The following is a 25,867-nucleotide window of genomic DNA, read 5'->3' as shown; positions in this document are numbered from 1 at the left end:
ATGGAAAAAGTAGTTGTAGCATACAGTGGAGGTTTAGACACTTCTTATTGCGTAAAATATTTACAACATGAACTAAATTTAGAAGTTCATAGCGTTTTAGTGAATACAGGAGGTTTTTCAGAAAACGAACTTAAGTTGGTTGAACAGAAAGCATATGATATGGGAGTAGCCTCTCATACTAATACCAATATTTTAGAAACTTACTATCAAAAAGCTATCAAGTATATGATTTTTGGTAATGTATTGAAAAACAACACCTATCCTTTATCAGTAAGTGCTGAAAGAGTTTTTCAAGCTATTGAAGTTGTAGAGTATGCTAAAAAAGTGGGGGCAAAATACATAGCGCATGGAAGTACTGGTGCTGGAAATGATCAGGTGCGTTTTGATATGATTTTTCAAACATTGGCTCCAGAAATTGAGATCATCACTCCAATTAGAGATTTAAAACTTTCAAGACAAGAAGAAATAGCGTACTTAAAAAAGCATGGAGTGGATTACCCTTGGTCTAAAGCAAAATATTCTATAAATAAAGGAATTTGGGGAACAAGTATTGGTGGTGTTGAAACCTTAACGTCTCATCAAGGTTTACCAGAAGAAGCGTATCCAAGTCAATTAGAAAAATCGAGTCCAACTAATATTAAACTACATTTTAAAAAAGGAGAATTAGTAGGGTTAAATGACGAACTAGATTCACCAGTGAACACCATTTTAAAATTAGAAGAAATTGCTTCAAAATATGCTATAGGAAGAGATATTCATGTGGGAGATACCATTGTAGGGATTAAAGGAAGAGTTGGCTTTGAAGCTGCAGCAGCAGTTGTAACAATTAAAGCACATCATTTATTAGAAAAGCATGTATTATCTAAATGGCAGCAAAATTTAAAGGAACAATTAGGAAGTTGGTATGGAATGTTGTTGCATGATGGACAGTATTTTGAGCCGGTGATGAGAAATATTGAAGCCTTTTTAGAAGATGCTCAAAAAACAGTAACAGGAGAAGTGTTTATCACGTTAAAACCCTATCATTTTAGTCTAAATGGTATTGAATCTAAACATGATTTAATGAAATCTAAATTTGGAGAATATGGTGAAACAAACAAAGCTTGGACCGCTGAAGAAGCCAAAGGTTTTATTAAAATATTAGGGACTTCAAATAAAATATATCACAGCGTAAATTCAGAATTATGATTAAAGTAGGAATTGTTGGAGGAGCAGGTTATACTGCAGGAGAATTAATTAGGTTGTTGGTAAATCACTCACAAGTTGAATTAGATTTTGTATTTAGTACTTCAAATGCAGGGAATTATATTTATGAAGTTCATCAAGATTTGTTAGGGGCTTTAGAATTAAAATTTACCCATAAAATTAATCCAGATGTTGATGTGCTGTTTTTGTGTTTGGGACATGGAAATTCAACCACTTTTTTAGAAAAAAATTCATTTTCTAAAAAGACTAAAATAATAGACTTAAGCAACGATTTTAGATTGAAAGAGGATTCCGCTTTTAAAGGATATAAATTTGTGTACGGATTACCTGAACTTCAAAAAAAAGTAATTCAAAAATCCAACTATATTGCAAATCCAGGTTGTTTTGCAACCGCAATTCAATTGGCTTTGCTACCTTTAGCGAAAGCTTCAAAAATAAATAGCTCAGTTCATATCAATGCAACAACTGGTTCAACTGGTGCTGGTGTTTCTCCAAGTAAAACAACACATTTTAGCTGGAGAGATAATAATTTCTCTGTTTATAAAGCATTTACACATCAACATTTAGGAGAAATTAATGAAACATTAAATTTGTTACAAAATAATTTTTCAGAAGACCTATTTTTTATTCCAAATAGAGGAAATTTTAGCAGAGGAATTTTTGCATCTGTTTATTTAACTTTTGAAGAAAGTATTGAACAGGCTTATGAATTATTTGAAACCTATTATAAAAATGAAGTTTTTACACATGTTTCAAAGCTTCCAATTCATTTAAAGCAAGTGGTCAATACCAATAATTGTTTTTTGCATTTAGAAAAACATGGAAATCAACTATTAATAACTTCTGTTATTGATAATTTATTAAAAGGAGCTTCGGGACAGGCAATTCAAAATATGAATTTAATGTTTGGCTTTCTAGAAGAGGAAGGGCTACAATTAAAGGCAACTTCATTTTAAATTAATATTTATGAAAATAGCTATTATAGGAGCAGGTAATTTAGGAATGTCAATTGCAAAAGGAATGCTAAATAGTGATTTAAAACTGGATTCTTTGTATTTGACAAAAAGAACTATTTCAGATTTAACAAATTGTAATTTTGGAACTAAGGTTAAAATTACTGCTAATAACAACAAGGCCATTCAAAATTCTGAAATTATAATTGTAGCGGTTCAACCAAAACAATTGAAACAAGTTTTGAGTGAGATAAAATGTGATTTACAATCAAAACACACTATTATTTCGGTTGTTACAGGTAGAAAAATTGAAGAAATTGAAAGCGTTTTAGGCAAAGAAATAGCTATTATTAGAAGTATGCCTAATACGGCAATTTCGGTTTCAGAATCTATGACATGTTTGTGCGCTAACCAAAAAGGTGAAGAAAAATTAACCAGTGCAACTACTATTTTTAATTCACTTGGTACTACCTTACAAATTGATGAAAAATTAATGCAAGCGGCCACTGTTATATGTGCAAGTGGTATTGCTTTTTGGATGCGTTTAATTAGAGCTACCACTCAAGGAGCAATACAGCTGGGTTTTGATGCAAAAGAAGCTCAAGAACTAGCCATGCAAACTTGCTTAGGAGCTTCAAGTTTATTGGTAAAATCTGGAAATCATCCAGAACAGGAAATAGATAAAGTTACTACACCAAGTGGCTGTACCATTGAAGGCTTAAATGAAATGGAGCATCAAGGTTTAAGCTCGTCTTTAATAAAAGGTTTAGTAACTTCTTTTGAAAAAATTAATCAAATTTAAACAATTTAAAATGAATTTATTTGAAGTATATCCATTATACAATGTTACTCCAATAAAAGCGAAAGGAGCAGTTGTTTGGGATGAAAATAATACACAATATTTAGATTTATATGGCGGACATGGAGTGATATCAATTGGTCATTCTCATCCAAATTATGTTGAAAAAATAACAACGCAACTGAATAATATTGGATTTTATTCCAATTCAATTCAAAATCCATTACAGGTAGAATTAGCTAAAAAGTTAGGTGTAATTTCTGGCTGTGAAAATTATAATTTGTTTTTGTGTAACTCAGGAGCTGAAGCTAATGAAAATGCTTTAAAAATGGCTTCTTTTATAACCAAAAAAAGCAGAATTATTTCCTTTAAAAATTCATTTCATGGAAGAACGTCGGCTGCGGTAGCTGTTACAGATAATTCAGCTATAAACGCACCAATAAATTTACAACAAAAAGTTACGTTTTTACCATTAAATGATGTTGAATTAGTTATTCATGAAATAGGTAAGAATGATGTGGCTGCTGTAATTATTGAAGGAATTCAAGGGGTTGGAGGTTTGGATGAAGGAACTACAGATTTTTTTCAGGAAGTTGAAAAAATATGTAATAAAAATGATGTAGTATTAATTCTAGATGAAGTACAGTCTGGCTATGGTAGAAGTGGAAAATTTTTCGCCTTTCAACATCATAAAATTAAGCCAGACATAATTACTATAGCCAAAGGCATGGGAAATGGCTTTCCAATAGGAGGGGTGTTAATTGCTGATAAATATAAAGCAACTTACGGAATGTTAGGAACTACTTTTGGAGGAAATCACTTGGCTTGTGCAGCTGGAATTTCAGTAGTAGATACTATAAAAAATGAACATTTAATGGAAAATGTAAATGAGATTTATAATTATTTTTTAGAACAAATCACTAAAATTCCTCAAGTTAAAAAAGTGAAAGGAAAGGGCTTAATGTTAGGTCTAGAATTTGATTTTGAAGTAGGCGAACTAAGAAAGCAATTAATTTTTAATAAACACATTTTTACCGGAGGTTCTAATAATAAAAAACTATTGAGAATTTTACCGCCATTATCTATTACTAAAACTCAAATTAATCAATTTATTAACGCCTTAAAAGAGTTGTTAAATGAATAATTTCACACATATAAGCGATATTGAAGACCTTCAAGTCGCCGTCAAAGAAGCTATTGATTTGAAACAGGATGAGTTGAAATTTAAGTCTCTTGGAAAAGGAAAAACAATTTGTTTGTTGTTTTTTAACAATAGTTTAAGAACACGCTTAAGTACTCAAAAAGCTGCTCAAAATTTAGGGTTAAATGTAATTGTTATGAATTTTGGAAGTGAAGGATGGCAATTAGAGTTTGAGGATGGAGTAGTGATGAATCAAGATAAATCTGAACATGTTAAAGAAGCTGCCAAAGTAATAGCTCAATATTGCAACATAATAGCTATTAGATCTTTTGCAAGCTTAATTAATAAAGAAAAGGATAAAGCTGAGCAGGTAATAAATAGTTTTAAAAAATACGCAGGAATTCCAGTGGTAAATATGGAAAGTGCTATAGGTCACCCTTTACAAGCATTGGCAGATGCCATTACAATGGAAGAATTTAAAACCAAACATAAACCAAAAGTGGTTCTTTCTTGGGCTCCGCATCCAAAGGCTTTACCACATGCTGTTGCAAATTCATTTATAGAGATGATGCAGTTAAAAGAAGCTGATTTTGTAATTACACACCCCATAGGGTATGAGTTAGATTCAGAAATTACAAAAAACTCTAAAATAGAATACAACCAAGAAAAAGCGTTTGAGAAAGCAGATTTTGTTTATGTAAAAAACTGGAGTTCATTTAAAAATTATGGTAAAGTTGATAATATAGATGCTAGTTGGATGATTACTTCTGAAAAAATGAAGTTAACTAACAACGCAAAATTTATGCATTGTTTACCAGTTAGAAGAAATGTGATTGTTGCAGATGAGGTAATTGATTCTAAAAACTCAATTGTAATTCAGCAAGCTAACAATAGAACTTATGCAGCGCAAATTGTGTTAAAGAAAATTTTAGAATAAAATGGAAAAACAAAAGTTACAAATTGTAAAAATTGGAGGGAATGTTATTAATGATGAACATGCTTTAAACTCTTTTTTAAAAAACTTTTCAACATTGAAAGAGCCTAAAATATTAGTCCATGGAGGTGGTAAAAGAGCTTCTGAAATTTCATCTGCAATGGGGCTAGTTTCAAAAATGGTGAATGGTAGAAGGGTTACTAACGCAGAAACTTTAGAAGTTGTAACAATGGTTTATGCAGGGTTATTAAATAAAAATATTACTGCAAAACTACAACAATTTAATTGTAATGCTATGGGTTTAACTGGGGCTGACGCTAATGTCATTATTGCTCATAAACGAGATATAAATGATGTTGATTATGGTTTTGTTGGAGATATTGATAAAATAAATCCAGAAATGATATCGCTATTGTTAGAAAATAAGATTACACCAGTTTTTTGTGCAATTACCCATAATAAAAAAGGTCAATTATTAAATACAAATGCAGATACCATAGCCGCTGAAATAGCAATTGGTATGAGTAAGTTATTTGAAACAGAAATAAATTATGTTTTTGAGTTGCAAGGTGTTTTAAAAAACATAGAAGATGAAAATTCAATAATTGAAAAAATAAATTTAAAAAAATATAAACAGTTAGTAGATGAAGGTATTATAGCAAATGGAATGTTGCCAAAGCTGCAAAATTGTTTTAATGCGTTAGAAAATGGAGTAGGAAAAGTAAAAATAGGAGACGCTTCATTAATAAATTCTACTACAACTAAATATACCACTTTAAGTTTAAAATAATGATACAACAACTAACAGATGGAGCAATAGAGTTGCTTCAAAAATTAATTTCTACCCAATCTTTTTCAGGTGAAGAAAATGAAACTGCATTATTAATTATGCAATATTTTTCGAATCATAATATTAAATTTGAAAGTGATAAACATAATGTTTGGGCAAAAAATAAATACTTTGATTTTTCTAAAAAAACCATTTTATTAAACTCACATCATGATACGGTAAAGCCTAATAAAGGTTATACTCGTAATCCTTTAAAAGCCGAAATAATAGATGGAAAATTATATGGTTTAGGAAGTAATGATGCTGGTGGTTGTTTAGTTTCATTGTTAGCTACGTTTACTTATTTTTATAATAAAACAGATTTGAAATATAATTTAGTGATAGTTGCATCTGCTGAAGAAGAAAATTCTGGACCAAATGGTTTAAATAGCATGCTTAGCATTATACCAGAAATTGACTTTGCAATTGTTGGAGAGCCAACTTTAATGAATTTGGCAATTGCAGAAAAAGGATTGATGGTTTTAAATTGCGAAGCAAAAGGAACGGCAGGCCATGCGGCTCATGGTATTGGTGATAATGCTATTTACAATGCTATAAATGATATTCATTGGTTTCAAAACTATGAATTTCCAAAAGAATCTGAAACTTTAGGTAAGGTTAAAATGACAGTTACTCAAATTGAAGCTGGTCATCAGCATAATGTAATCCCTGCAAGTTGTAAATATGTGGTGGATGTACGTGTAACAGATGTATATTCAAATCAGGAAGTATTTGATATCATTCAATCAAATGTAGCTTCAGAAGTTTGTCCTAGATCACTACGCTTAAATTCATCATCCATTCCTAAAAATCACCCTATTGTAAAAGCGGGGATTAAGCTTGGAAGACAAACTTATGGTTCACCAACATTGTCAGATCAAGCTGTGTTGAGTTGCCCTTCTTTAAAATTAGGGCCAGGGCAAAGTTTACGATCTCATACAGCAGATGAATTTATATACATAAATGAAATTGTTGAAGGGTTACAATTGTATATTAAAATATTAGAAGAAATAATTTAAAAAATATTAAGGATGAAACTTTGGGACAAAGGATTTTCTACAGATAAAAAAATAGATTTGTTTACTGTGGGTAACGATAGAGAATTAGATTTAATTTTAGCAAAATATGATGTAATAGGAAATTTGGCACATGCTAAAATGTTACATAAAATAGGGTTGCTATCTACTACCGAAATTAATGGTTTAGAAATAGCTCTAAATTCAATTTTAAAAACAATTGAAGAAGGTAATTTTATTATAGAAGAATCTTTTGAAGATGTACATTCTAAAATTGAGTTTTTATTAACTGAAAAATTAGGTGATACTGGGAAAAAAATTCATACCGCACGTTCAAGAAACGATCAAGTTTTAGTAGATGTGCATTTGTATTTAAAAGATGCTTTAACAGAAATAAATACAGAAGTTGATGAATTATTTAATTTGCTAATAGCTTTAGCAAAACAGTATGAAAATGTATTATTGCCAGGTTATACACATTTGCAAGTAGCTATGCCGTCTTCATTTGGAATGTGGTTTTCAGCGTATGCAGAAACATTGATAGATGATATTTATTTTCTAAAAGCAGCGTATAAAGTTGCTGATCAAAATCCGTTAGGCTCAGCAGCTGGTTATGGAAGTTCTTTCCCAATTGATAGAGATGAAACTACCAAATTATTGAATTTTAATACTTTAAAATTTAATTCAGTTGCTGCTCAAATGGGAAGAGGTAAATTAGAAAAATCAGTTTCCTTTGCATTAAGTTCTGTAGCGAGTACTTTGGCAAAAATGAGTATGGATATTTGCTTATATATGAGTCAAAATTTCAATTTTATTTCTTTTCCTGATGAATTAACAACAGGCTCTAGTATTATGCCTCATAAAAAAAATCCAGATGTTTTTGAATTGATTAGAGGAAAATGTAATAAGCTTCAAGCATTGCCTTATGAGTTTACGTTAATTACTAATAATTTGCCAAGCGGTTATCATAGAGACTTACAATTGTTGAAAGAAGGGTTGATACCTTCATTTTCAACCTTAAAATCTTGTTTGGAAATGTTAACCTATTCTTTGCAAAATATTGTGGTAAATACCACAATTGTTGATGATGAGAAATACTTGTATTTGTTTAGTGTTGAAGAGGTGAACAAATTGGTTCAAAATGGAGCCCCATTTAGAGATGCTTATAAAATTGTAGGAAAGAATATTAATGAAGGTAATTTTTATCCAGATAAAACAGTAAATCATACTCATAAAGGTAGTATTGGTAATTTATGTTTAGATGAAATTGTGGCTAAGAAAAATAAAGTTTAATTACAAGCGTCCCAAATTACATCTTTTGGAGTGGGGGCAACAATAGAAATATTTTCTTTTGATACAGGATGAATAAATTCAATTTTACGAGCATGTAAATGAATACTTGCATCTTTATTGCTTCTGTTAAAACCATATTTTAAATCACCTTTAATAGGACTTCCTATAGAGGCTAATTGACAGCGAATTTGATGATGTCTGCCTGTTTCTAAATCAACTTCTAGTAAGTGATAATTAGTAAGTGATTTTAATACCTTGTAATGAAGAATTGCTTTTTTACTTCCCTCTATTTCAGATGAATAAGAGGTTGATTTGTTGTTTTTGGGATTCTTTTTTAAGTAGCTTGTTAAAGAGTCTTTAGAATTTTTTGGTTTGTTTTTTACAACTGCCCAATAGGTTTTATGCACCTCTTTATTACGTAGCATTTTATTAAAACGTTCTAAAGCTTTTGAAGTTCTGGCAAAAACTACAACGCCAGTTGTGGGTCTGTCTAACCTGTGTACAACTCCTAAAAAGACATTTCCTGGTTTGTTGTAATTTTTTTTAATGTACTCTTTAATAATATCGCTTAAAGGTTGGTCTCCAGTTTTATCTCCTTGTACAATATCACCAGATTGTTTGTTTACAATAATTAAGTGGTTGTCCTCAAAAAGAATCTGTAAATTTTTTATGGTTGAACCCATTTTATAAACCTTCTTCTAATCCTTGATTAATATTATCAATAAAGTTAAGTAGTTCATCTTTTCCGTTTGATGAAGTTGCCGAAGTAACAAAATATTGAGGCATTTCTTCCCAAATGGTCGTGGTCATTTTTTTTGTATAAACTTGAATATTTCTATTCAATTCAGAAAGTTTAAGTTTGTCAGATTTTGTGAAAATGATACAAAAAGGAATTTCATTTTCGCCTAAAAACTCCATAAATTCCAAATCAATTTTTTGAGGCTCATGTCTGCAATCTACTAAAACAAATGTGCAGATAAGTTGTTCTCTTTGTAAAAAGTAATTTTTTATAAAACTTTGAAAGTTTTTTTTAATGCTTTTAGAAACTTTGGCATAACCATAGCCAGGCAAATCAACTAAAAACCAATTGTTGTTAATTTTAAAGTGATTGATTAATTGAGTTTTCCCGGGTCTTCCAGATGTTTTTGCTAGTTTATTTTGACCTGTTAGCATATTTATAAGCGATGATTTTCCTACGTTAGATCTTCCAATAAAAGCGTATTCTGGCAGTCTTTCTTTAGGGCATTTTGCAACATCACTATTGCTAATTACAAAATTAGCGGATTTAATTTTCATTGCTAAAGGTTTCTATCATTTAACCAATTTTCAAGAATTCTATTAAATTCTTCAGGATGTTCCATCATTGGTGCATGACCACATTTATCTATCCAAAATAGATTGGCGTCGGGTAATAATTTTTCAAAATCCTTTGCAACTTCAGGGGGAGTAACACTGTCATTTTTACCCCAAATTATACAAGTAGGAATATTCATTTTTGGAAGGTCTTTAGCCATATTATGTCTAATAGCACTTTTAGCAATAGCTAAAGTTCTTATAACCTTACTTCTATCGTTTACAGATTCAAAAATTTCATCTACAACTTCTTTGGTTGCAACTTTAGGGTCGTAAAATACTTCTTCGGTTTTTACTTTAATATATTCGTAATTGCCTCTCTTAGGGTAAGTATCTCCCATAGATTTCTCATATAATCCTGAGCTTCCTGTTAAAACGAGAGCCTTTACATTGTCAATATTTAATTTGGTAAAGTATAATGCAATATGACCGCCAAGAGAATTTCCAATTAAAATTGCTTCATCCAAATTTTTAAATTTCATAAAATCTTTTAAAAATTTAGATAAGTTTTTAACATTGGTTTTTAAAAGTGGTAATGTATAAATTGGTAATTCAGGGATGATTACTCGATATCCTTTTTTTGAAAAATAATTTAGCACTCCACTAAAATTACTCAAACCTCCCATAAGGCCATGAAGAATAATAAGGGGCTGTCCTTCCCCAGCTTCTACATAACTATATTTACCTTCTTTGATAAGATTTTTGCTCATTAAATTTTAAGTTTTAAGCTATGACAAAGGTAGCTTTTTTTTCGAAAATACACTTTTTTTAAATAAAGGAGTGAATAAAATATTAATTGACTGTATTTCAAAAAACTAAGTAAATATCTGTTAGATATGTTAAAAGTTATCAACAAAGTGGGTAAAAGTGGAAAAATGTGGGAAAAAATTTATATTTTTGAATTATATCTCAAACAAAATGGTGAATCTAATTGGAACATATGAAGCTAAGGCGGATGCTAAGGGAAGGTTATTGCTTTCTGTTGCATTAAAGAAGCAGTTGGCTCCAATTTTACAAGAGGGTTTTGTTTTGAAACGTTCAGTTTTTCAGCCTTGTTTGGAAATGTATCCTATGTCTGAGTGGAACTTGATGATGGCGAAAGTTAATAAGCTAAATAGGTTTGTAAAAAAGAATAATGATTTTATTAGAAGGTTTACTGCAGGTGTAAAAGTTGTTGAGTTGGATAGCTTAGGAAGACTTTTAATACCAAAAGATTTACAAGCTTTTGCTGGAATTGAAAAAAATGTGGTGTTGGCTTCATCTGTTAATATAATTGAAATTTGGGATAAAGAACACTATGAAAAAGCTATTGATGATGCAACAGTTGATTTTGCAGATTTAGCAGAAGAAGTTATGGGAAATGTAATAGATAGCGAAGATGAAGTATCATAATCCAGTTTTATTAAAAGAAAGCGTAGATGGTTTAAATATTAAGCCTAATGGGATATATGTAGATGTTACATTTGGTGGAGGAGGTCATTCAAAAGAGATTTTGAGTAGGTTAAGTGAGCGGGGTAAATTATTTGCTTTTGATCAAGATGAAGATGCGCAGCAAAATAGTATTAAGGATGATAGATTTACACTAATTCCTCAAAATTTTAGGTTTATAAAAAGGTATTTGAGGTTTTATGGAATAAAGAAAGTAGATGGAATTTTAGCTGATTTAGGAGTGTCTTCACATCAATTTGATGAAGCTCAAAGAGGTTTTTCTACGCGTTTTGATGCAGATTTGGATATGCGAATGAATCAAGGAGATGGTATTTCGGCATTTGAAGTTGTAAATAATTATGAGGAAGAAAAATTAAGTAATGTGCTTTTTCAATACGGAGAGTTACGAAATGCAAAAGCCATTGCTAAAAAAATTATTGAGGCACGTTCTGAAAAAAAGATTAAAACAAGTTTTGAGTTGAAAGAAGTTTTGAGTGAGTTTGTTCCCAAAAAAGTTGAACACAAGATTTTTGCTCAAATATTTCAAGGAATTAGAATCGAAGTAAATCAGGAAATAGAAGTTTTAAAAGAATTTTTAATGCAAGTGCCTGAATTGTTGAATGAAAATGGGCGTTTAAGTGTAATCTCATATCATTCATTGGAAGATAGATTGGTAAAGCGATTTATTAGAAATGGAATATTTGAAGGTGAGCCAGAAAAAGATTTTTTTGGAAATGTAAAAGTGCCATTAAAAAAAGTTGGTAAAATGATGGTTCCAACTCAGGCTGAAATTAAAGAAAATAATAGAGCTCGTAGTGCTAAATTAAGAATTGCAACACTTTTTTAATGTCGATAGTAAAAAATAAAATATACGGTTTGTTAAAAGGAAACTTCTTAATAAGTAAAGATTCCTTAAAAAATTGGCGATTTATTTTGTTTTTAGTTGGTTTAATGATGCTAATGATTGCAAGTGCACATAGTTCTGATAAAAAGGTAATGGAAATTGCTGAACTCAATAAAAAAATAAAAGAATTAAGAGCAGAATTTGTTGATACTCGTTCAATTTCAATGAAACTGAAGTTAGAATCGGCAATTAGAAATAAAGTATTGGATCAAGGTTTAAAACCAAGTGAAAATCCACCGCAAGTTATTAAGGTTGTTTCAAAAAAATAAAGTTAACATTGGCAGTTACCAAAAAAGGCATATTAAACAAATTATACATTGTATTTGTATTTGTTACTATTTTACTGGTAGCTGTTGTGGTGCGTTTAACAAACATACAATTTGCAGATGGAGATAAGTACAGGAGTTTATCTGAACAATTAACATTAAGAAACGATACAATTTTTGCCAATAGAGGAAATGTTTTTTCTGCAGATGGAAGTTTGTTGGCTACATCAATGCCGCAATATGAAATAAGAATGGATGCTTTTACAGTTAAGAGTGAAGATTTTGAAAAAAATATTAGAGCATTATCTGTGGAGCTATCTAAAATGTTGGGAGGAACAGCATCAAAATGGGAGACCCAAATTAGAAAGGCTAGAAAAAATAAAAATAGATACTTATTTATTGCTCGTAAATTAGGTTATACGGATTATATGAAGATTAAAAGTTTTCCAATTTTTAATTTAGGAATGTATAAAGGAGGTTTTATTGCTGAGCAATCTACAGTAAGGGCGCATCCATTAGGAAAAGTAGCAGAAAGAACCATAGGATACGATGATTATAGAGGGGGTCCAGGAATTGAAGGTGCATTTAGACGCTATTTAAAAGGAAGACATGGATGGAGAATGAAGCAAAAAATTGCTAAAGGACAATGGAAACCTATTAATGATAATAATGAAAAAGAACCAGTAGATGGTAAAGATATAGTAACTACCATAGATGTAAACATACAAGATATCGCTCATCACTCTTTATTGAAACAATTGGAGTATTACAGTGCAGATCACGGTTGTGTGGTAGTTATGGAAACTAAAACTGGGGAAATAAAAGCAATTTCAAATTTAGGAAGAAATTCAGAAGGGAAATACTATGAAAGATTAAATTATGCAGTTGGAGAATCTCATGAGCCTGGTTCAGCTTTTAAATTAATGGCAATGGTTGTTGCCTTAGAATCTGGTAAGATTGATACAAGTACAGTGGTTGATACAGGGAATGGAAGATATAAAATGTATGGAAGGTATATCAATGATTCTAAAAGAGGGGGGTATGGAAAAATATCTGCCGCTAGAGCTTTAGAAGTTTCTTCAAACATTGCCTTTGCAAGACTGATAGAGGAAAATTTTGGGAAGAAACCAGATGAATTCATCGATGCTTTAAAAGAGATAAATGTTGATAAGCGTTTAGGATTGCCGTTAGAAGGAGAAGGAGTTCCATTAATTCCTAGTCCTGGGCATAAGTTATGGAGTAAAAATGCTTTGCCGTCAATTGCGTACGGTTATAATTTAAAATTAACACCATTACAAACATTAACTTTTTACAATGCAATTGCAAATAATGGTGAGATGGTGAAGCCAAAATTTGTGAAAGAAATTCGTTCTTGGGATCAACATGTGGAGTCTTTCGGGAAAGAAATCATTAATCCAGCAGTATGCTCAAAAGAAACTGTTAAAAAAATTCAAGAAGTACTGAAAAATGTTGTGGAAAAAGGAACAGGTAGAAAACTATATGCTGAAAATTTTTCTATGGCAGGTAAAACAGGAACTGCAAGAACGGAATATGGAAATTATCAAGAGTGGGTAAAAGATAAAAAATACGTGTCTTCTTTTGCAGGATATTTTCCTGCTGAAGATCCCAAATATTCTTGCATTGTGGTAATTCATAAACCAAAAGTTCAAACTGGGTATTATGGAGCAGATGTGTCAGGACCTGTATTTAAAGATATCGCACAAAAAATTTATACATCAAACTATATTATTAATGAAGTTGATAAGAGAATGCCAAATTTTAAAAGTGTTCAAAATAGCTTTAACACCTATTATACTATTTCAAACAAGGAATATAATTCGATCCCAAATGTCAAAGGAATGGCGGGTATGGACGCCATTTCTTTGCTTGAAAATTTAGGATTGAAAGTTAACTTTTATGGAACAGGTAAAGTTGTTGAACAATCTATAAATGAAGGAGAAAAAATAATTAAAGGTGCAACCATTAAAATAAAATTAACTTAATTGAAGCTAATTAAAGACATATTATATAAAGTTACTATCACTGCTATACATGGAGCTACAAATAAAAACGTGGTAAGTATAGATTTTGATTCTAGAAAAGTAAAGCAAGGGAGTTTATTTGTTGCTCAAAAAGGGTTGGTTTTTGACGGTCATAAATTTATTGGTCAGGCAATAGAATCTGGAGCAATAGCAATTGTATGCCAACAATTACCAACTACGTTAGTTGAAGGAGTTACTTATGTGGAAGTTGAAGATTCAGATAGTGCTTTGGCTGTGATAGCTTCAAATTTTTATGAAAACCCTTCGGCAAAATTAAAACTCATTGGAATCACTGGAACTAATGGGAAAACTACAATAGCAACTTTACTGTACAAGTTATTTCAAAAAGCTGGTTTTAAGGCAGGTTTATTATCTACAGTTAAAATTTTAATTGATCAAAAAGAACATCAAGCAACTCATACAACTCCTAATTCGTTACTTATTAACAACTATTTAAATGAAATGGTTAATGCAGGTGTAGAGTATTGCTTTATGGAAGTTAGTTCTCATGGTATTCATCAAAAAAGAACCAAAGGTTTGCATTTTGAAGGGGGGGTATTTACCAACTTAACGCACGATCATTTAGATTATCATAAAACGTTTAAAGAATATAGAGATGTAAAAAAATCATTTTTTGATTCTTTACCAAAATCAGCTTTCGCACTTGTGAATAGCGATGATAAAAATGGACTGTTGATGCTTCAAAATACCAATGCTGAAAAATATACGTATGCCTTAAAAACTATGGCAGATTTTAAAGCTAAAATATTAGAAAATCAATTTACAGGTCTATTGCTAAATATAGATGGAGATGAAGTGTGGACAAGGCTAATTGGAAGTTTTAATGCCTACAATTTATTGGCAGTTTATGGAGTGGCAAAACTGTTAAAACTCCATAAAACAGAAGTGCTTACTTATTTAAGCGAATTAGAAAGTGTAACTGGGCGTTTTCAATATTTTATTTCCAAAGAGGGCATAACTGCAGTAGTTGATTATGCGCATACACCAGATGCTTTAAAAAATGTTCTAGAAACAATAAATGATATAAGAACAGGGAACGAACAAGTGATTACCGTTGTGGGATGCGGTGGAGACCGAGATAAAGCTAAACGCCCTATTATGGGGCGTCTAGCATCTCAATTAAGTACGCAGGTAATTTTTACATCAGACAATCCGAGGACAGAAAATCCGCAAATTATTATAAATGAAATTGAAACAGGTGTAGAACCTCAAAACTATAAAAAAACCATTTCAATTTTAGATAGAGAGCAGGCAATTAAAACGGCAACAAAATTAGCAAAAAGTGGAGACATCATTTTAATTGCTGGTAAAGGGCACGAAACGTATCAGGAAATTAATGGAGTTCGATCTCATTTTGACGATTTTGAGAAAATATCACAAATATTAAATGCCATAGAAAGTTAAAGAGATGTTATATTATTTATTCGATTATTTAGAAAAACATTACGATCTAGCTGGGGCAGGTTTGTTTCAGTACATTTCCTTTCGTTCAGCAATGGCATTTATAGCTTCATTACTGTTTTCAACAATTTATGGAAAACAAATTATTAATTACTTACAACGTAAACAAGTTGGAGAGTCTGTTCGTGATTTAGGGTTAGAAGGTCAAGTTGAAAAAGCAGGAACCCCAACAATGGGAGGTGTAATTATAATTTTAGCCACCTTAATTCCGGTAGTTCTTTTTGCGCAAATTGATAATGTTTATATAGTTATATTATTAGTGACAACTTTATGGATGGGTACTATTGGTTTTATTGATGACTATATTAAAATATTTAAAAAAGACAAAGCAGGTTTAAAGGGGAGATTTAAGGTTTTGGGGCAAGTTACCTTAGGAATATTTGTAGGAGCAATGCTTTATTTTCATCCTAGTGTAACTATGAAAGAGCAGCTTCCAAATAAATTTCAATACACCACTGAAGAAGGAACACCAGTTTTATTTGCAAATGCAAAAAAATCAACCAAAACTACCATTCCTTTTTTAAAAGACAATGAATTGGATTATGCAGCAGCATTAGATGTGTTTGGTGAAGGATTAAGAGATTATGCATGGTTAATTTTTATCCCTATTGTAATTTTTATCATAACAGCGGTTTCAAATGGAGCAAACTTAACAGATGGGATTGATGGTTTAGCGGCGGGATCCTCAGCAATAATTGTGTTAACCTTGGGTATTTTTGCTTGGGTATCTGGTAACATCATATTTGCAGATTATTTAGATGTTATGTATATCCCAAACTCTGGAGAAATGACCATTTTTATAGCTGCATTTGTGGGAGGTTTGGTAGGGTTTTTATGGTATAATACTTATCCAGCCCAAGTTTTTATGGGAGATACAGGAAGTTTAACCATTGGAGGAATTATTGCTGTTTTAGCAATAGCAGTAAGAAAAGAGTTATTAATTCCAATTTTAGCAGGCATATTTTTGGTTGAAAATTTATCCGTAATTCTTCAAGTAAGTTTCTTTAAATATACTAAAAAGAAATATGGAGAAGGAAGAAGAATTTTTAAAATGTCTCCATTACACCATCACTATCAAAAATCAGGATATCACGAAAGTAAAATTGTGACTCGTTTTTGGATTGTTGGAATTATGTTAGCGGTATTAACAATAGTAACATTAAAGTTGCGATAAATGAAATTAGTTGTACTTGGTGCTGGAGAAAGTGGAATAGGCGCAGCTATACTTGGGAAAAAAAAAGGCTTTGAAGTTTTTGTTTCTGATAAAGGAACAATAACTCAAAAGTATAAACAAGTTCTTTTAAATAATGAAATTCCTTTTGAAGAAGGAAACCATTCAGAAGATAAAATTTTTGAAGCTGATATAGTAATGAAAAGCCCTGGAATTCCAGATAAGGTTGCTATAATTCAAGAATTAATTGAAAGAAAAATTCCTGTGATTTCAGAAATTGAATTTGCTTCAAAATATACCAATGGAATTATTGTGGGTATCACTGGTTCAAACGGTAAAACTACCACAACCATGTTGGTAAACCATATTTTGAAAAAAGCAAAAATAAATGTAGGGATGGGAGGAAATATTGGAGAAAGTTTTGCTGCTCAAGTTGCTGAAAATGAATATGATGTTCATGTGTTGGAATTAAGTAGTTTTCAATTAGATGGCATTGTGAATTTTACACCTCATATAGCAATCATTACAAACATAACTCCTGATCATTTAGACAGGTATAATTATAAGTTTGAAAACTATGTGAACTCTAAATTTAGGATTACTGAAAATCAAACAGCACAAGATTTTTTGATTTTTGATGCAGATGATGAAGTAATACTAAACTGGATAAAGAATAATAAAGTAAAAGCTACTTTACTACCTTTTTCATTAAAAAAAGAATTAGAACAAGGAGCTTATTTAAAAGATGATAATATAATATTAAAATACATAAAAGAAGAAAAGATAATGAGTATATCAACCTTAGCATTAAAAGGAAAACACAACACAAAAAATGCAATGGCAGCGGCCATGACAGCTTCATTATTAAAGGTGAGAAAAAACACTATTAGAGAAAGTTTAGAAGATTTTGAAGGTGCTGAACATAGATTAGAATCTGTACTTAAAATTAATGGTGTTCAGTATGTTAATGATTCGAAAGCTACCAATGTGAATGCAACATTTTATGCTTTGGATAGTATGAAAACGCCTACAGTTTGGATAGTAGGAGGAGTTGATAAGGGAAATGATTATTTAGAACTCATGCCATTGGTAAGAGAAAAAGTAAAAGCTATTATTTGTTTAGGGATAGACAATCAAAAAATTGTACACACATTTAATAACGTAGTTGATTTAATAGTTGAAACAGCAGGTGCTGAAGAAGCGGTAAAAGTAGCTTATAAAATTGCAGAAAAAGGAGATACTGTTTTATTATCTCCTGCCTGCGCTAGTTTTGATTTGTTTGAAAGTTATGAAGATAGAGGGAATAAATTTAAACAAGCAGTTAGAGAATTGTAAATGAAAAACATTCTTAAAAATATTGAAGGTGATCGCGCTATTTGGGCATTGGTAGCAATTTTGGCATTATTGTCATTTTTACCAGTGTATAGTGCAAGTACCAATTTGGTTTATGTGGCCAATAATGGAACAACTACCTTTCATTTATTTAAGCATGCATTTTTACTTTCTTGTGGGTTTTTAATAATTTATGGTGTGCATAAAATCCCTTATCGTTATTTTAGTGGGGGTTCAGTTTTAATGCTTCCATTGGTTGTGGCATTACTTATTTTCACACTTACAAAAGGAACTACAATTGGAGGAGCTAATGCAAGTAGGTGGATTCAAATTCCAATAATTGGTGTAGGTTTCCAAACTTCAACATTAGCGGGATTAGTTTTAATGGTTTATGTTGCAAGATACTTAGCTAGAAACAAAGAAAAGGTAATCACTTTTAAAGAAAGTTTTATACAGTTGTGGTTGCCTATAGCAATTACATTAGTGTTCATTTTGCCTGCAAATTTTTCAACTACAGCAATTATTTTTTCAATGATATTAGTAGTAACCTTTATAGGAGGTTACCCAATTAAATATTTAGCATCTGTTGTGGGGATAGGTGTATTGGTGTTAACTCTATTTGTGCTTACTGCAAAAGCATTTCCAAATGCCATGCCAAATAGAGTTGATACTTGGATTAGCAGGATTGAAAATTTTTCCAATAAAAATGTTGAAGAAGGTTATCAAGTTGAAAAAGCTAAAATAGCAATAGCAAGTGGTGGGATAAAAGGAAGAGGTCCAGGAAAGAGTGTTCAAAAAAACTTTTTACCACAATCATCGTCAGATTTTATTTTTGCCATCATTGTAGAGGAGTTTGGTTTGGCTGGAGCATTAACGGTGATTCTGCTGTATTTTTCCCTATTAATTAGGTTTTTAGTGGCCGCTAAAAAAGCGAATACCATATTTGCAACGCTGTTAATTATTGGTGTTGGTTTACCAATAATTTTTCAGGCAATTATCAATATGGCAGTTGCAGTTAATTTATTTCCAGTTACAGGACAAACCTTGCCTTTAATTAGTAGTGGAGGAACTTCTATTTGGATGACATGTTTTGCAATAGGAATTATTTTAAGCGTTACAGCTGATAAAGAAAAAGAGAAGAGTATAGAAAGTGAAGAAAACCCTTTAGATATTTTACATGAAACAATCGGTTAATATCATACTAAGTGGAGGAGGTACAGGTGGACATATTTATCCAGCTGTTTCCATAGCAAATGAGCTAAGGAATACATATCCTGAAGCCAATTTTTTATTTGTTGGCGCTAAAAATAGAATGGAAATGGAAAAAGTTCCACAAGCAGGCTATGAAATAAAAGGGTTGTGGATTTCTGGGATCCAAAGAAGTTTATCACTTAAAAATTTAATGTTTCCATTTAAATTACTTAGTAGTTTGTGGAATGCGTATAAAATTATTAAAAAATTTAAGCCTTCTATTGTTATTGGTACAGGTGGTTTTGCGAGCGGACCAACATTGTATGTGGCTAATTTAATTGGGGTTAAAACATTAATACAAGAGCAAAACTCATATCCAGGAATTACCAATAAGTTGCTGAGTAAAAAAGTAGATAAAATTTGTGTTGCTTACGATGGTTTAAATAGGTTTTTTAATACAGATAAAATTATAAAAACAGGAAACCCTGTACGTCAGGATTTATTAAATATTGATGAAAAAAGAACGGAAGCTATTAACTATTTTAAATTAAATACTAAGAAAAAAACATTAGTTGTTTTAGGTGGTAGTTTAGGAGCTAGAGCGGTTAATAATTTAATTGAAAAGCATGTGAATTGGTTGGTGGCAAATAATGTACAGGTTATTTGGCAAACAGGGAAATTGTATTACGATGAATTTAAAAAGTATGATGATTTAGAAGGAGTTCAAGTACATGCTTTTTTAAATAAAATGGATTTAACCTATGCAGCGGCTGATATTTTAATTAGTAGAGCTGGAGCAGGTTCAATATCAGAATTATGTATTGTTGGAAAACCAGTGATTTTTATCCCTTCGCCTAACGTAGCTGAAGATCATCAAACTAAAAATGCCTTAGCTGTGGTTGATAAAAATGCAGCTTTACTGCTGAAAGAATCTGAAGCTGATTTTTTTCAAACAATGTTTAAAGAATTATTAAACGATACTGATTTACAGCAAAAATTAGGTCAAAATATTAAAAAATTAGCATTGCCAAATGCAACCAAAGATATTGTTAAAGAAATAGAAAAATTAATATAGTTAGTTCAGTTGAATTTAGAAAATATACATAACGTTTATTTTATTGGTATTGGAGGTATCGGTATGAGTGCTATTGCAAGGTATTTTTCTTGCAACGGAAAAATGGTTGCTGGATACGATAAAACTTCTACAGCTATTACCGATTCTTTAAAAGATTTGGGTATTCAAATTCATTTTGAAGATGCTGTAACAGCAATTCCAACCGAATTTAAGAGTTTGCAACATACTTGTGTGGTATATACCCCAGCGGTGCCTAAAAATCATAAAGAATTAACATATTTTATTGAAAACAATTATACCGTTTTAAAACGTTCAGAAATATTAGGTGAAATCACTAAAAATTCGTTTTGTTTAGCTGTGGCTGGTACCCACGGTAAAACAACAACTTCAACCATATTAGGACATGTTTTAAAAGAAGCCAAGGTTAATTCAACTTCATTTTTAGGAGGTATTTCTGAAAATTACAATTCAAATTTAATATTAGGGGGAAATGAAGTTTCAGTAGTCGAAGCAGATGAATTTGATAGGTCTTTTTTAAAGTTATCTCCAAATATTGCTTGTATCACATCAATGGATGCCGATCATTTAGATATTTATGGAGAGCCTATTGCGTTAGAAAAATCATTTGAAGAATTCGCAGCAAAAGTTACCGATACTTTATTGGTTAAAAAAGGGTTGTCAATTGCTGGAAAAACATTTGGAATAGAAGAAGAGGCAGACTACAATGCGCAAAATATAAGAATAGAAAATGGGTCTTATATTTTTGATGTTAAAACTCCTAATGAGTTGATAAAAAACCTACAAATAAATTTACCAGGAAAACATAATGTGCTAAATGCGGTGGCAGCTTTGGCAATGGCAAATAGTTATGGAATAGCTTTACCTGTCATTGCTGAAGCTTTACTTAGTTTTAAAGGGATAAAAAGACGTTTTTCTTATAAAATAAAAACAGAAAATTTAGTTTTAATCGATGATTATGCACATCATCCAACTGAAATAAATGCGGTAATTGATTCAGTTAAAGAGATGTATCCACTTAAAAAAGTTTTAGGAATTTTTCAACCTCATTTATATAGTAGAACAAGAGATTTTATTGATGATTTTGCCTTAAGTTTGTCGCGGTTTGACGCAGTTATCTTATTGGATATTTATCCAGCTAGAGAATTGTCAATTTTAGGGGTAACTTCAGAATGGTTGTTGAATAAAATATCATTAAAGGAAAAACAAATTTCATCAAAAGAAGATTTAGTGAGTAACGTATTAAATTCAAAAGCAGAAGTTATAGTTATGTTAGGTGCTGGAGACATTGGTGAATTAGTAGACACAGTAAAAAATAAATTAAAAATTGAAAATTAACTGGGATTACATAAAAGGATTTTTACTGCTCTTTTTAGTGGTGTTTTTGTACAGCTTTTCAAGCCAAAAAAACAGCATTAAAAAGGTTCAAGATATTGTGGTGGAGTTTGAAGAAGGAGATAATCTTTTTATGAATCATCAAATGGTTAATAAATTGTTAATACAAAATAGTACAACAATTAAAAATCAAGCAAAATCTGTTATAGATTTACACAAATTAGAGACAAATGTGCTATTGCATCCCATGGTTGAAGAAGCTGCTGTTTTTTTAACCATAAATGGAGTGCTTAAAACAAAAATTAAACAGCGAACTCCAATAGCAAGAATTGTAACAGAAACAGGTAGTTATTATATTGATAAACAGTCCAAAAAAATGCCTTTATCAACAAACCATTCTGCTAGAGTTTTGTTAGTTTCTGGAGATATTGTAGAACAGGATGTTCATGAAATTTATGATTTAGTGACAGCTATTTTGAAAGACGAATTTTTGAAAAAACAAATTATCGGTATTCAAAAAATGAAGAATCAAGAATATGTTTTGATAACTAGGATTGGAGATCAAGAAATATTTATTGGAAAAGCTAAAAATTTGAAGCAAAAATTTAAAAATTTAAATTCATTTTATAGCAAAGCGATGACCGATAAAACAATTGATAGTTATAGTGCAATTAATTTAAAATACAACAACCAAGTTGTGTGTACAAAAAAATAAAATATGGAACACAATGATATTTCAGTAGGTTTAGATATAGGAACAACTAAAATTGTTGCTATGATTGGACGTAGAAATGAATATGGGAAAATAGAGTTGTTAGGTACAGGAAAAGCTAAAAGCTTAGGTGTGCACCGAGGTGTTGTAAATAACATAACACAAACAATTCAGTCAATTCAAATGGCTGTAGATGAAGCTATTGCAGTTTCTGGAATTAAAATAACAGAGGCTGTGGTTGGCATTGCTGGTCAGCATATTAGAAGCCTGCAACATAGCGATTATATTACTCGTCCAAACTCTGAAGAGGTTATTGATGATGAAGATTTAGAAAAATTAGAGAAACAAGTACATAAACTGGTAATGTTGCCTGGTGAAGAAATTATACATGTATTACCACAAGAGTTTAAAGTAGATGGGCAAGCTGAAATTACACAACCAGTTGGGATGTATGGAGGAAGATTGGAAGCTAACTTTCATGTAGTTGTTGGTCAGGTTTCATCAATAAGAAATGTAGGACGTTGTATTAAAAGTGCCGGACTTAATTTGGCTGGAATTACTTTAGAACCATTGGCTTCTGCAGAAGCGGTATTAAGTAATGAAGAAAAGGAAGCAGGTGTAGCATTAATCGATATAGGAGGAGGAACTACAGATTTGGCAATTTTTAAGAATGGAATTATCCGTCATACTGCTGTTATTCCTTTTGGTGGAAATGTAATTACCGAAGATATTAAAGAAGGTTGTTCAATTATTGAAAAGCAGGCGGAGTTATTAAAAACGAAGTTTGGATCAGCATGGCCAGGTGAAAATAAGGACAATGAAATAGTTTCTATTCCAGGATTAAGAGGAAGAGATCCAAAAGAGATTACTTTAAAAAACCTCTCTAAAATTATTCATGCTCGTGTGGTTGAAATTATTGAACAAGTATTTTTAGAAATTAAAAATTACGGACATGAAGAGCCTAAGAAAAAATTAATTGCAGGGATAGTATTAACAGGAGGTGGAGCTCAATTAAAGCATTTAAAACAGTTAGTGGAATACATTACTGGAATGGATACTAGAATTGGTTACCCTAATGAAAATTTAGCTGGTGATTCAGATGAAAGTATTTCGAGTCCGCAATATGCTACAGCAGTTGGTTTATTAATGAACGGCTTAAAAAAGTTAGATAAAGAAAAAGCAAAAGTAGCACAGCAAAATATTTCAAAAGAAGTTGAAAGTAAAGATTTAGAAGAAGAAATAATACAACAAGAACCAAAAGAACCTAAAAAATCAATTTTTGAAAAATGGGGAGATAAGTTCCGAGATTTTTTAGATAATGCAGAATAAATTTATAGAAATAGAGAAAGAATATAATACCAATAAATACATACTATGAGCAATTCAGATTTCAACAACATTTCATTCGATTTACCTAAAAATCAGTCTAACGTTATAAAAGTCATTGGAGTAGGTGGAGGAGGTAGCAATGCAGTAAATCACATGTACTCTCAAGGAATTAACGGAGTTGATTTTGTAGTTTGTAATACCGATGCTCAGGCATTACAAAACAGTCCAATCCCAACAAAAATTCAATTAGGAGTTTCCCTTACGGAAGGGTTAGGTGCAGGTGCAAATCCTGATGTTGGTGAACAAGCAGCTATGGAAAGCATCCAAGAGCTTAAAGATATGCTCTCAACCAATTCTAAAATGGTATTTATCACTGTTGGTATGGGTGGTGGTACTGGAACTGGAGCGGCGCCTATTATTGCAAAAGTTGCTCGTGAGTTGGATTTATTAACTATTGGTATAGTAACTATTCCTTTTACATTTGAAGGGAAAATGCGTAATGATCAAGCTCAAAAAGGGATTGAAAAATTACGTGAGTATGTAGATTCATTGGTTGTTATAAATAATAATAAATTAAGAGAGGTTTATGGAAACCTAGGGTTTAAAGCTGGTTTTTCTAAAGCAGATGAAGTTTTATCTACAGCTGCACGTGGTATAGCTGAAGTAATAACACATCACTATACACAAAATATTGATTTAAAAGATGCGAAGACAGTACTCTCAAATAGTGGTACAGCAATTATGGGTTCTGCAACTGCTTCTGGAAACAATCGTTCAGAAATTGCAATATCTAAAGCGCTAGATTCGCCATTATTAAATGATAATAAAATTACTGGTGCCAAAAATGTATTATTGTTAATTGTTTCGGGAGCTGAGGAGATTACGATAGATGAAATAGGAGAAATTAACGATTATATCCAGTCTCAAGCTAAATCTAATGTAAACATTATTATGGGAGTTGGTGAAGATGAATCGTTAGGTGATGCCATCGCTGTAACTATAGTAGCAACGGGTTTTAATAAAGATCAACAACATGAAATTTCAAATACTGAAGCTAAAAAAATTATTCATACATTAGATGATGACCAAGAAGCTTCTTTTGATTTTTCTGAAAAAAGAATTCAAAATCCATCTATAAAAAATACGTCTAAACCAATTGTTGAGGATACACCAAAAGATGAAAAAATAGTTTACGATTTAGGTGAAGAAATTGAGGAAGAAGAGAAGGAAATTCGGTTAATACCAACATCAGACTTTATTAAAAACTTAGACGTTACTTATGATGAAATTTCTTCAAATACTGTTGAAGATGATTTTGTAATTACTTCTGTAAAAAGTGAAGAACCAGAAAAGCCTGTTGTTAATAAAGTAGAAGAGCAACAAATAACCTTTACATTCGATTTGCCAATTCCAGAAGCTAAAGCTAAAATTAAGCCAGAGCAAAAAGAGATTTCTGAGACTAAGAAAATTGATATTAACAATATTGATGTAGTAGAACACAAAGTAGTTGAGCCGATTAAAAAAGTTGAAGAAGATGTGTATTTTTCTTTAGAAGATTATACTGAACTTGAAGAAAACCTATCAAAAGCAAAAAAAAGTAAAATAACAAATATTGCAATTGATGATGTAGATGAAGAGTTAAATATATCTTTAAAATCTGAAACAAAAATTGATATTAACAACCATGAGGTTGTAGATTATACCGAAGTTTCGCCATTAGATTTGACCATTTCTGAACTGCAAAAAAGAGCAGCAGAACGTAGAGAAAAAATGAAAAATTTTAATTATAAGTTTATCAATAAAGTGACTAAAAATATTGATGAAATTGAAAAAGAACCTGCTTATAAAAGAATGGGAGTTGAGTTAAATGAAACAACGCATTCTTCTGAAATTAATCAATCTAGAACAACACTTGAGATTGATGAAAATGACGGAATTCAATTAAGATCTAACAATTCATTTTTACATGATAATGTAGACTAAATATATTGCCCAAAGACAGGAACCCTTAGATTGTATTTTCTAAGTTTTGGGTCCGGAAATCTTTAAATATTTAAA

Annotated in this window: 24 protein-coding genes; 21 read left to right on the top strand and 3 right to left on the bottom strand. The window is 31.1% G+C overall.

What is annotated here, in order from left to right:
• Genes argG through argH form a run of 8 tightly spaced genes read left to right on the top strand, consistent with a single transcriptional unit; the run spans position 1 to position 8,171 of the window.
• Positions 1 to 1,188, top strand: a complete 1,188-nt coding sequence (gene argG / locus Q0714_RS06485) for an argininosuccinate synthase (protein ID WP_298263628.1) — start codon at positions 1 to 3, stop codon at positions 1,186 to 1,188.
• The gene (gene argC, locus Q0714_RS06480) at positions 1,185 to 2,162 is read left to right on the top strand and encodes an N-acetyl-gamma-glutamyl-phosphate reductase (protein ID WP_298263627.1); all 978 of its coding nucleotides are present in this window, start codon (positions 1,185 to 1,187) and stop codon (positions 2,160 to 2,162) included. Before argG ends, argC begins: the two co-directional genes overlap by 4 nt.
• 10 nt (positions 2,163 to 2,172) lie before the next feature.
• Positions 2,173 to 2,961 carry a pyrroline-5-carboxylate reductase gene (gene proC / locus Q0714_RS06475; RefSeq protein WP_298263626.1) on the top strand — a complete coding sequence of 263 codons (789 nt, stop codon included), beginning with the start codon at positions 2,173 to 2,175 and terminating at the stop codon, positions 2,959 to 2,961.
• 10 nt (positions 2,962 to 2,971) lie between these two features.
• Positions 2,972 to 4,102 carry an aminotransferase class III-fold pyridoxal phosphate-dependent enzyme gene (locus tag Q0714_RS06470; RefSeq protein ID WP_298263625.1) on the top strand — a complete coding sequence of 377 codons (1,131 nt, stop codon included), beginning with the start codon at positions 2,972 to 2,974 and terminating at the stop codon, positions 4,100 to 4,102.
• Complete coding sequence (locus tag Q0714_RS06465) at positions 4,095 to 5,036, top strand: N-acetylornithine carbamoyltransferase (protein WP_298263624.1); 942 nt, start codon at positions 4,095 to 4,097, stop codon at positions 5,034 to 5,036. The genes Q0714_RS06470 and Q0714_RS06465 overlap by 8 nt, the downstream gene beginning before the upstream one ends.
• A gap of 1 nt (position 5,037) precedes the next feature.
• The gene (gene argB, locus Q0714_RS06460; protein WP_298263623.1) at positions 5,038 to 5,823 is read left to right on the top strand and encodes an acetylglutamate kinase; all 786 of its coding nucleotides are present in this window, start codon (positions 5,038 to 5,040) and stop codon (positions 5,821 to 5,823) included.
• Positions 5,823 to 6,881, top strand: a complete 1,059-nt coding sequence (locus Q0714_RS06455) for a M20 family metallo-hydrolase (RefSeq protein WP_298263622.1) — start codon at positions 5,823 to 5,825, stop codon at positions 6,879 to 6,881. Before argB ends, Q0714_RS06455 begins: the two co-directional genes overlap by 1 nt.
• 12 nt (positions 6,882 to 6,893) lie before the next feature.
• Complete coding sequence (gene argH, locus Q0714_RS06450; protein WP_298263620.1) at positions 6,894 to 8,171, top strand: argininosuccinate lyase; 1,278 nt, start codon at positions 6,894 to 6,896, stop codon at positions 8,169 to 8,171.
• On the opposite strand, the gene Q0714_RS06445 is transcribed toward argH, so the two are convergent.
• Genes Q0714_RS06445 through Q0714_RS06435 form a run of 3 tightly spaced genes read right to left on the bottom strand, consistent with a single transcriptional unit; the run spans position 8,168 to position 10,234 of the window.
• On the bottom strand, positions 8,168 to 8,854 hold the full coding sequence (locus Q0714_RS06445) for an RluA family pseudouridine synthase (protein WP_298263619.1): 687 nt from the start codon (positions 8,852 to 8,854) through the stop codon (positions 8,168 to 8,170). The genes argH and Q0714_RS06445 overlap by 4 nt on opposite strands.
• Position 8,855: 1 nt before the next feature.
• Positions 8,856 to 9,467 (bottom strand): ribosome biogenesis GTP-binding protein YihA/YsxC, encoded by a 612-nt coding sequence (gene yihA, locus Q0714_RS06440; RefSeq protein WP_298263618.1) that lies wholly within the window; start codon positions 9,465 to 9,467, stop codon positions 8,856 to 8,858.
• 2 nt (positions 9,468 to 9,469) lie between these two features.
• Positions 9,470 to 10,234: an alpha/beta hydrolase gene (locus Q0714_RS06435; protein WP_298263617.1), complete on the bottom strand. Its 765-nt coding sequence runs from the start codon at positions 10,232 to 10,234 to the stop codon at positions 9,470 to 9,472.
• A 208-nt stretch (positions 10,235 to 10,442) separates the two neighbouring features.
• Between Q0714_RS06435 and Q0714_RS06430 the strand changes: the two genes are divergently transcribed.
• From Q0714_RS06430 to ftsZ, 13 genes are read left to right on the top strand one after another with little or no spacing between them, the layout of a single operon-like run.
• Positions 10,443 to 10,916 (top strand): division/cell wall cluster transcriptional repressor MraZ, encoded by a 474-nt coding sequence (locus tag Q0714_RS06430; protein WP_298263616.1) that lies wholly within the window; start codon positions 10,443 to 10,445, stop codon positions 10,914 to 10,916.
• The gene (rsmH, locus tag Q0714_RS06425; protein WP_298263614.1) at positions 10,903 to 11,799 is read left to right on the top strand and encodes a 16S rRNA (cytosine(1402)-N(4))-methyltransferase RsmH; all 897 of its coding nucleotides are present in this window, start codon (positions 10,903 to 10,905) and stop codon (positions 11,797 to 11,799) included. Before Q0714_RS06430 ends, rsmH begins: the two co-directional genes overlap by 14 nt.
• Entirely contained in the window at positions 11,799 to 12,125 is a 327-nt protein-coding gene (locus tag Q0714_RS06420) for an FtsL-like putative cell division protein (protein WP_298263613.1), read from the top strand. Before rsmH ends, Q0714_RS06420 begins: the two co-directional genes overlap by 1 nt.
• Before the next feature lie 8 nt (positions 12,126 to 12,133).
• Positions 12,134 to 14,125 (top strand): penicillin-binding protein, encoded by a 1,992-nt coding sequence (locus Q0714_RS06415; protein WP_298263612.1) that lies wholly within the window; start codon positions 12,134 to 12,136, stop codon positions 14,123 to 14,125.
• A complete protein-coding gene (locus Q0714_RS06410; protein ID WP_298263611.1) occupies positions 14,126 to 15,589 on the top strand; it encodes a UDP-N-acetylmuramoyl-L-alanyl-D-glutamate--2,6-diaminopimelate ligase in 1,464 nt (487 codons plus the stop codon).
• A 4-nt stretch (positions 15,590 to 15,593) separates the two neighbouring features.
• On the top strand, positions 15,594 to 16,820 hold the full coding sequence (mraY, locus tag Q0714_RS06405) for a phospho-N-acetylmuramoyl-pentapeptide-transferase (RefSeq protein ID WP_298263609.1): 1,227 nt from the start codon (positions 15,594 to 15,596) through the stop codon (positions 16,818 to 16,820).
• Positions 16,821 to 18,152 (top strand): UDP-N-acetylmuramoyl-L-alanine--D-glutamate ligase, encoded by a 1,332-nt coding sequence (murD, locus tag Q0714_RS06400; protein WP_298263608.1) that lies wholly within the window; start codon positions 16,821 to 16,823, stop codon positions 18,150 to 18,152.
• A complete protein-coding gene (locus Q0714_RS06395) occupies positions 18,153 to 19,343 on the top strand; it encodes an FtsW/RodA/SpoVE family cell cycle protein (protein WP_298263607.1) in 1,191 nt (396 codons plus the stop codon). It begins immediately after the preceding gene.
• A complete protein-coding gene (gene murG, locus Q0714_RS06390) occupies positions 19,327 to 20,415 on the top strand; it encodes an undecaprenyldiphospho-muramoylpentapeptide beta-N-acetylglucosaminyltransferase (RefSeq protein WP_298263606.1) in 1,089 nt (362 codons plus the stop codon). Before Q0714_RS06395 ends, murG begins: the two co-directional genes overlap by 17 nt.
• 9 nt (positions 20,416 to 20,424) lie before the next feature.
• The gene (gene murC, locus Q0714_RS06385; protein WP_298263605.1) at positions 20,425 to 21,771 is read left to right on the top strand and encodes a UDP-N-acetylmuramate--L-alanine ligase; all 1,347 of its coding nucleotides are present in this window, start codon (positions 20,425 to 20,427) and stop codon (positions 21,769 to 21,771) included.
• On the top strand, positions 21,761 to 22,483 hold the full coding sequence (locus Q0714_RS06380; protein WP_298263604.1) for a cell division protein FtsQ: 723 nt from the start codon (positions 21,761 to 21,763) through the stop codon (positions 22,481 to 22,483). The genes murC and Q0714_RS06380 overlap by 11 nt, the downstream gene beginning before the upstream one ends.
• Before the next feature lie 3 nt (positions 22,484 to 22,486).
• Entirely contained in the window at positions 22,487 to 23,809 is a 1,323-nt protein-coding gene (gene ftsA, locus Q0714_RS06375) for a cell division protein FtsA (protein ID WP_298263602.1), read from the top strand.
• A 45-nt stretch (positions 23,810 to 23,854) separates the two neighbouring features.
• Positions 23,855 to 25,792, top strand: coding sequence for a cell division protein FtsZ (gene ftsZ, locus Q0714_RS06370; RefSeq protein WP_298263601.1), 1,938 nt, complete (start codon positions 23,855 to 23,857; stop codon positions 25,790 to 25,792).
• The last annotated feature ends 75 nt before the right edge of the window (positions 25,793 to 25,867 follow it).

This window comes from uncultured Lutibacter sp., assembly GCF_947493565.1.
GTDB classification, from domain to species: Bacteria; Bacteroidota; Bacteroidia; order Flavobacteriales; family Flavobacteriaceae; genus Lutibacter; species Lutibacter aestuarii.
Note: the sequence above shows the minus strand (reverse complement) of the source record. Positions and strands in the feature narration are given on the sequence as shown.

What these genes read in the sequence shown, in the direction of transcription:
- argG (WP_298263628.1), top strand. Translation starts at nt 1, where the DNA reads ATGGAAAAAGTAGTTGTAGCATACAGTGGAGGTTTAGACACTTCTTAT.
- argC (WP_298263627.1), top strand. Translation starts at nt 1,185, where the DNA reads ATGATTAAAGTAGGAATTGTTGGAGGAGCAGGTTATACTGCAGGAGAA.
- proC (WP_298263626.1), top strand. Translation starts at nt 2,173, where the DNA reads ATGAAAATAGCTATTATAGGAGCAGGTAATTTAGGAATGTCAATTGCA.
- Q0714_RS06470 (WP_298263625.1), top strand. Translation starts at nt 2,972, where the DNA reads ATGAATTTATTTGAAGTATATCCATTATACAATGTTACTCCAATAAAA.
- Q0714_RS06465 (WP_298263624.1), top strand. Translation starts at nt 4,095, where the DNA reads ATGAATAATTTCACACATATAAGCGATATTGAAGACCTTCAAGTCGCC.
- argB (WP_298263623.1), top strand. Translation starts at nt 5,038, where the DNA reads ATGGAAAAACAAAAGTTACAAATTGTAAAAATTGGAGGGAATGTTATT.
- Q0714_RS06455 (WP_298263622.1), top strand. Translation starts at nt 5,823, where the DNA reads ATGATACAACAACTAACAGATGGAGCAATAGAGTTGCTTCAAAAATTA.
- argH (WP_298263620.1), top strand. Translation starts at nt 6,894, where the DNA reads ATGAAACTTTGGGACAAAGGATTTTCTACAGATAAAAAAATAGATTTG.
- Q0714_RS06445 (WP_298263619.1), bottom strand. Translation starts at nt 8,854, where the DNA reads ATGGGTTCAACCATAAAAAATTTACAGATTCTTTTTGAGGACAACCAC.
- yihA (WP_298263618.1), bottom strand. Translation starts at nt 9,467, where the DNA reads ATGAAAATTAAATCCGCTAATTTTGTAATTAGCAATAGTGATGTTGCA.
- Q0714_RS06435 (WP_298263617.1), bottom strand. Translation starts at nt 10,234, where the DNA reads ATGAGCAAAAATCTTATCAAAGAAGGTAAATATAGTTATGTAGAAGCT.
- Q0714_RS06430 (WP_298263616.1), top strand. Translation starts at nt 10,443, where the DNA reads ATGGTGAATCTAATTGGAACATATGAAGCTAAGGCGGATGCTAAGGGA.
- rsmH (WP_298263614.1), top strand. Translation starts at nt 10,903, where the DNA reads ATGAAGTATCATAATCCAGTTTTATTAAAAGAAAGCGTAGATGGTTTA.
- Q0714_RS06420 (WP_298263613.1), top strand. Translation starts at nt 11,799, where the DNA reads ATGTCGATAGTAAAAAATAAAATATACGGTTTGTTAAAAGGAAACTTC.
- mraY (WP_298263609.1), top strand. Translation starts at nt 15,594, where the DNA reads ATGTTATATTATTTATTCGATTATTTAGAAAAACATTACGATCTAGCT.
- murD (WP_298263608.1), top strand. Translation starts at nt 16,821, where the DNA reads ATGAAATTAGTTGTACTTGGTGCTGGAGAAAGTGGAATAGGCGCAGCT.
- Q0714_RS06395 (WP_298263607.1), top strand. Translation starts at nt 18,153, where the DNA reads ATGAAAAACATTCTTAAAAATATTGAAGGTGATCGCGCTATTTGGGCA.
- murG (WP_298263606.1), top strand. Translation starts at nt 19,327, where the DNA reads ATGAAACAATCGGTTAATATCATACTAAGTGGAGGAGGTACAGGTGGA.
- ftsA (WP_298263602.1), top strand. Translation starts at nt 22,487, where the DNA reads ATGGAACACAATGATATTTCAGTAGGTTTAGATATAGGAACAACTAAA.
- ftsZ (WP_298263601.1), top strand. Translation starts at nt 23,855, where the DNA reads ATGAGCAATTCAGATTTCAACAACATTTCATTCGATTTACCTAAAAAT.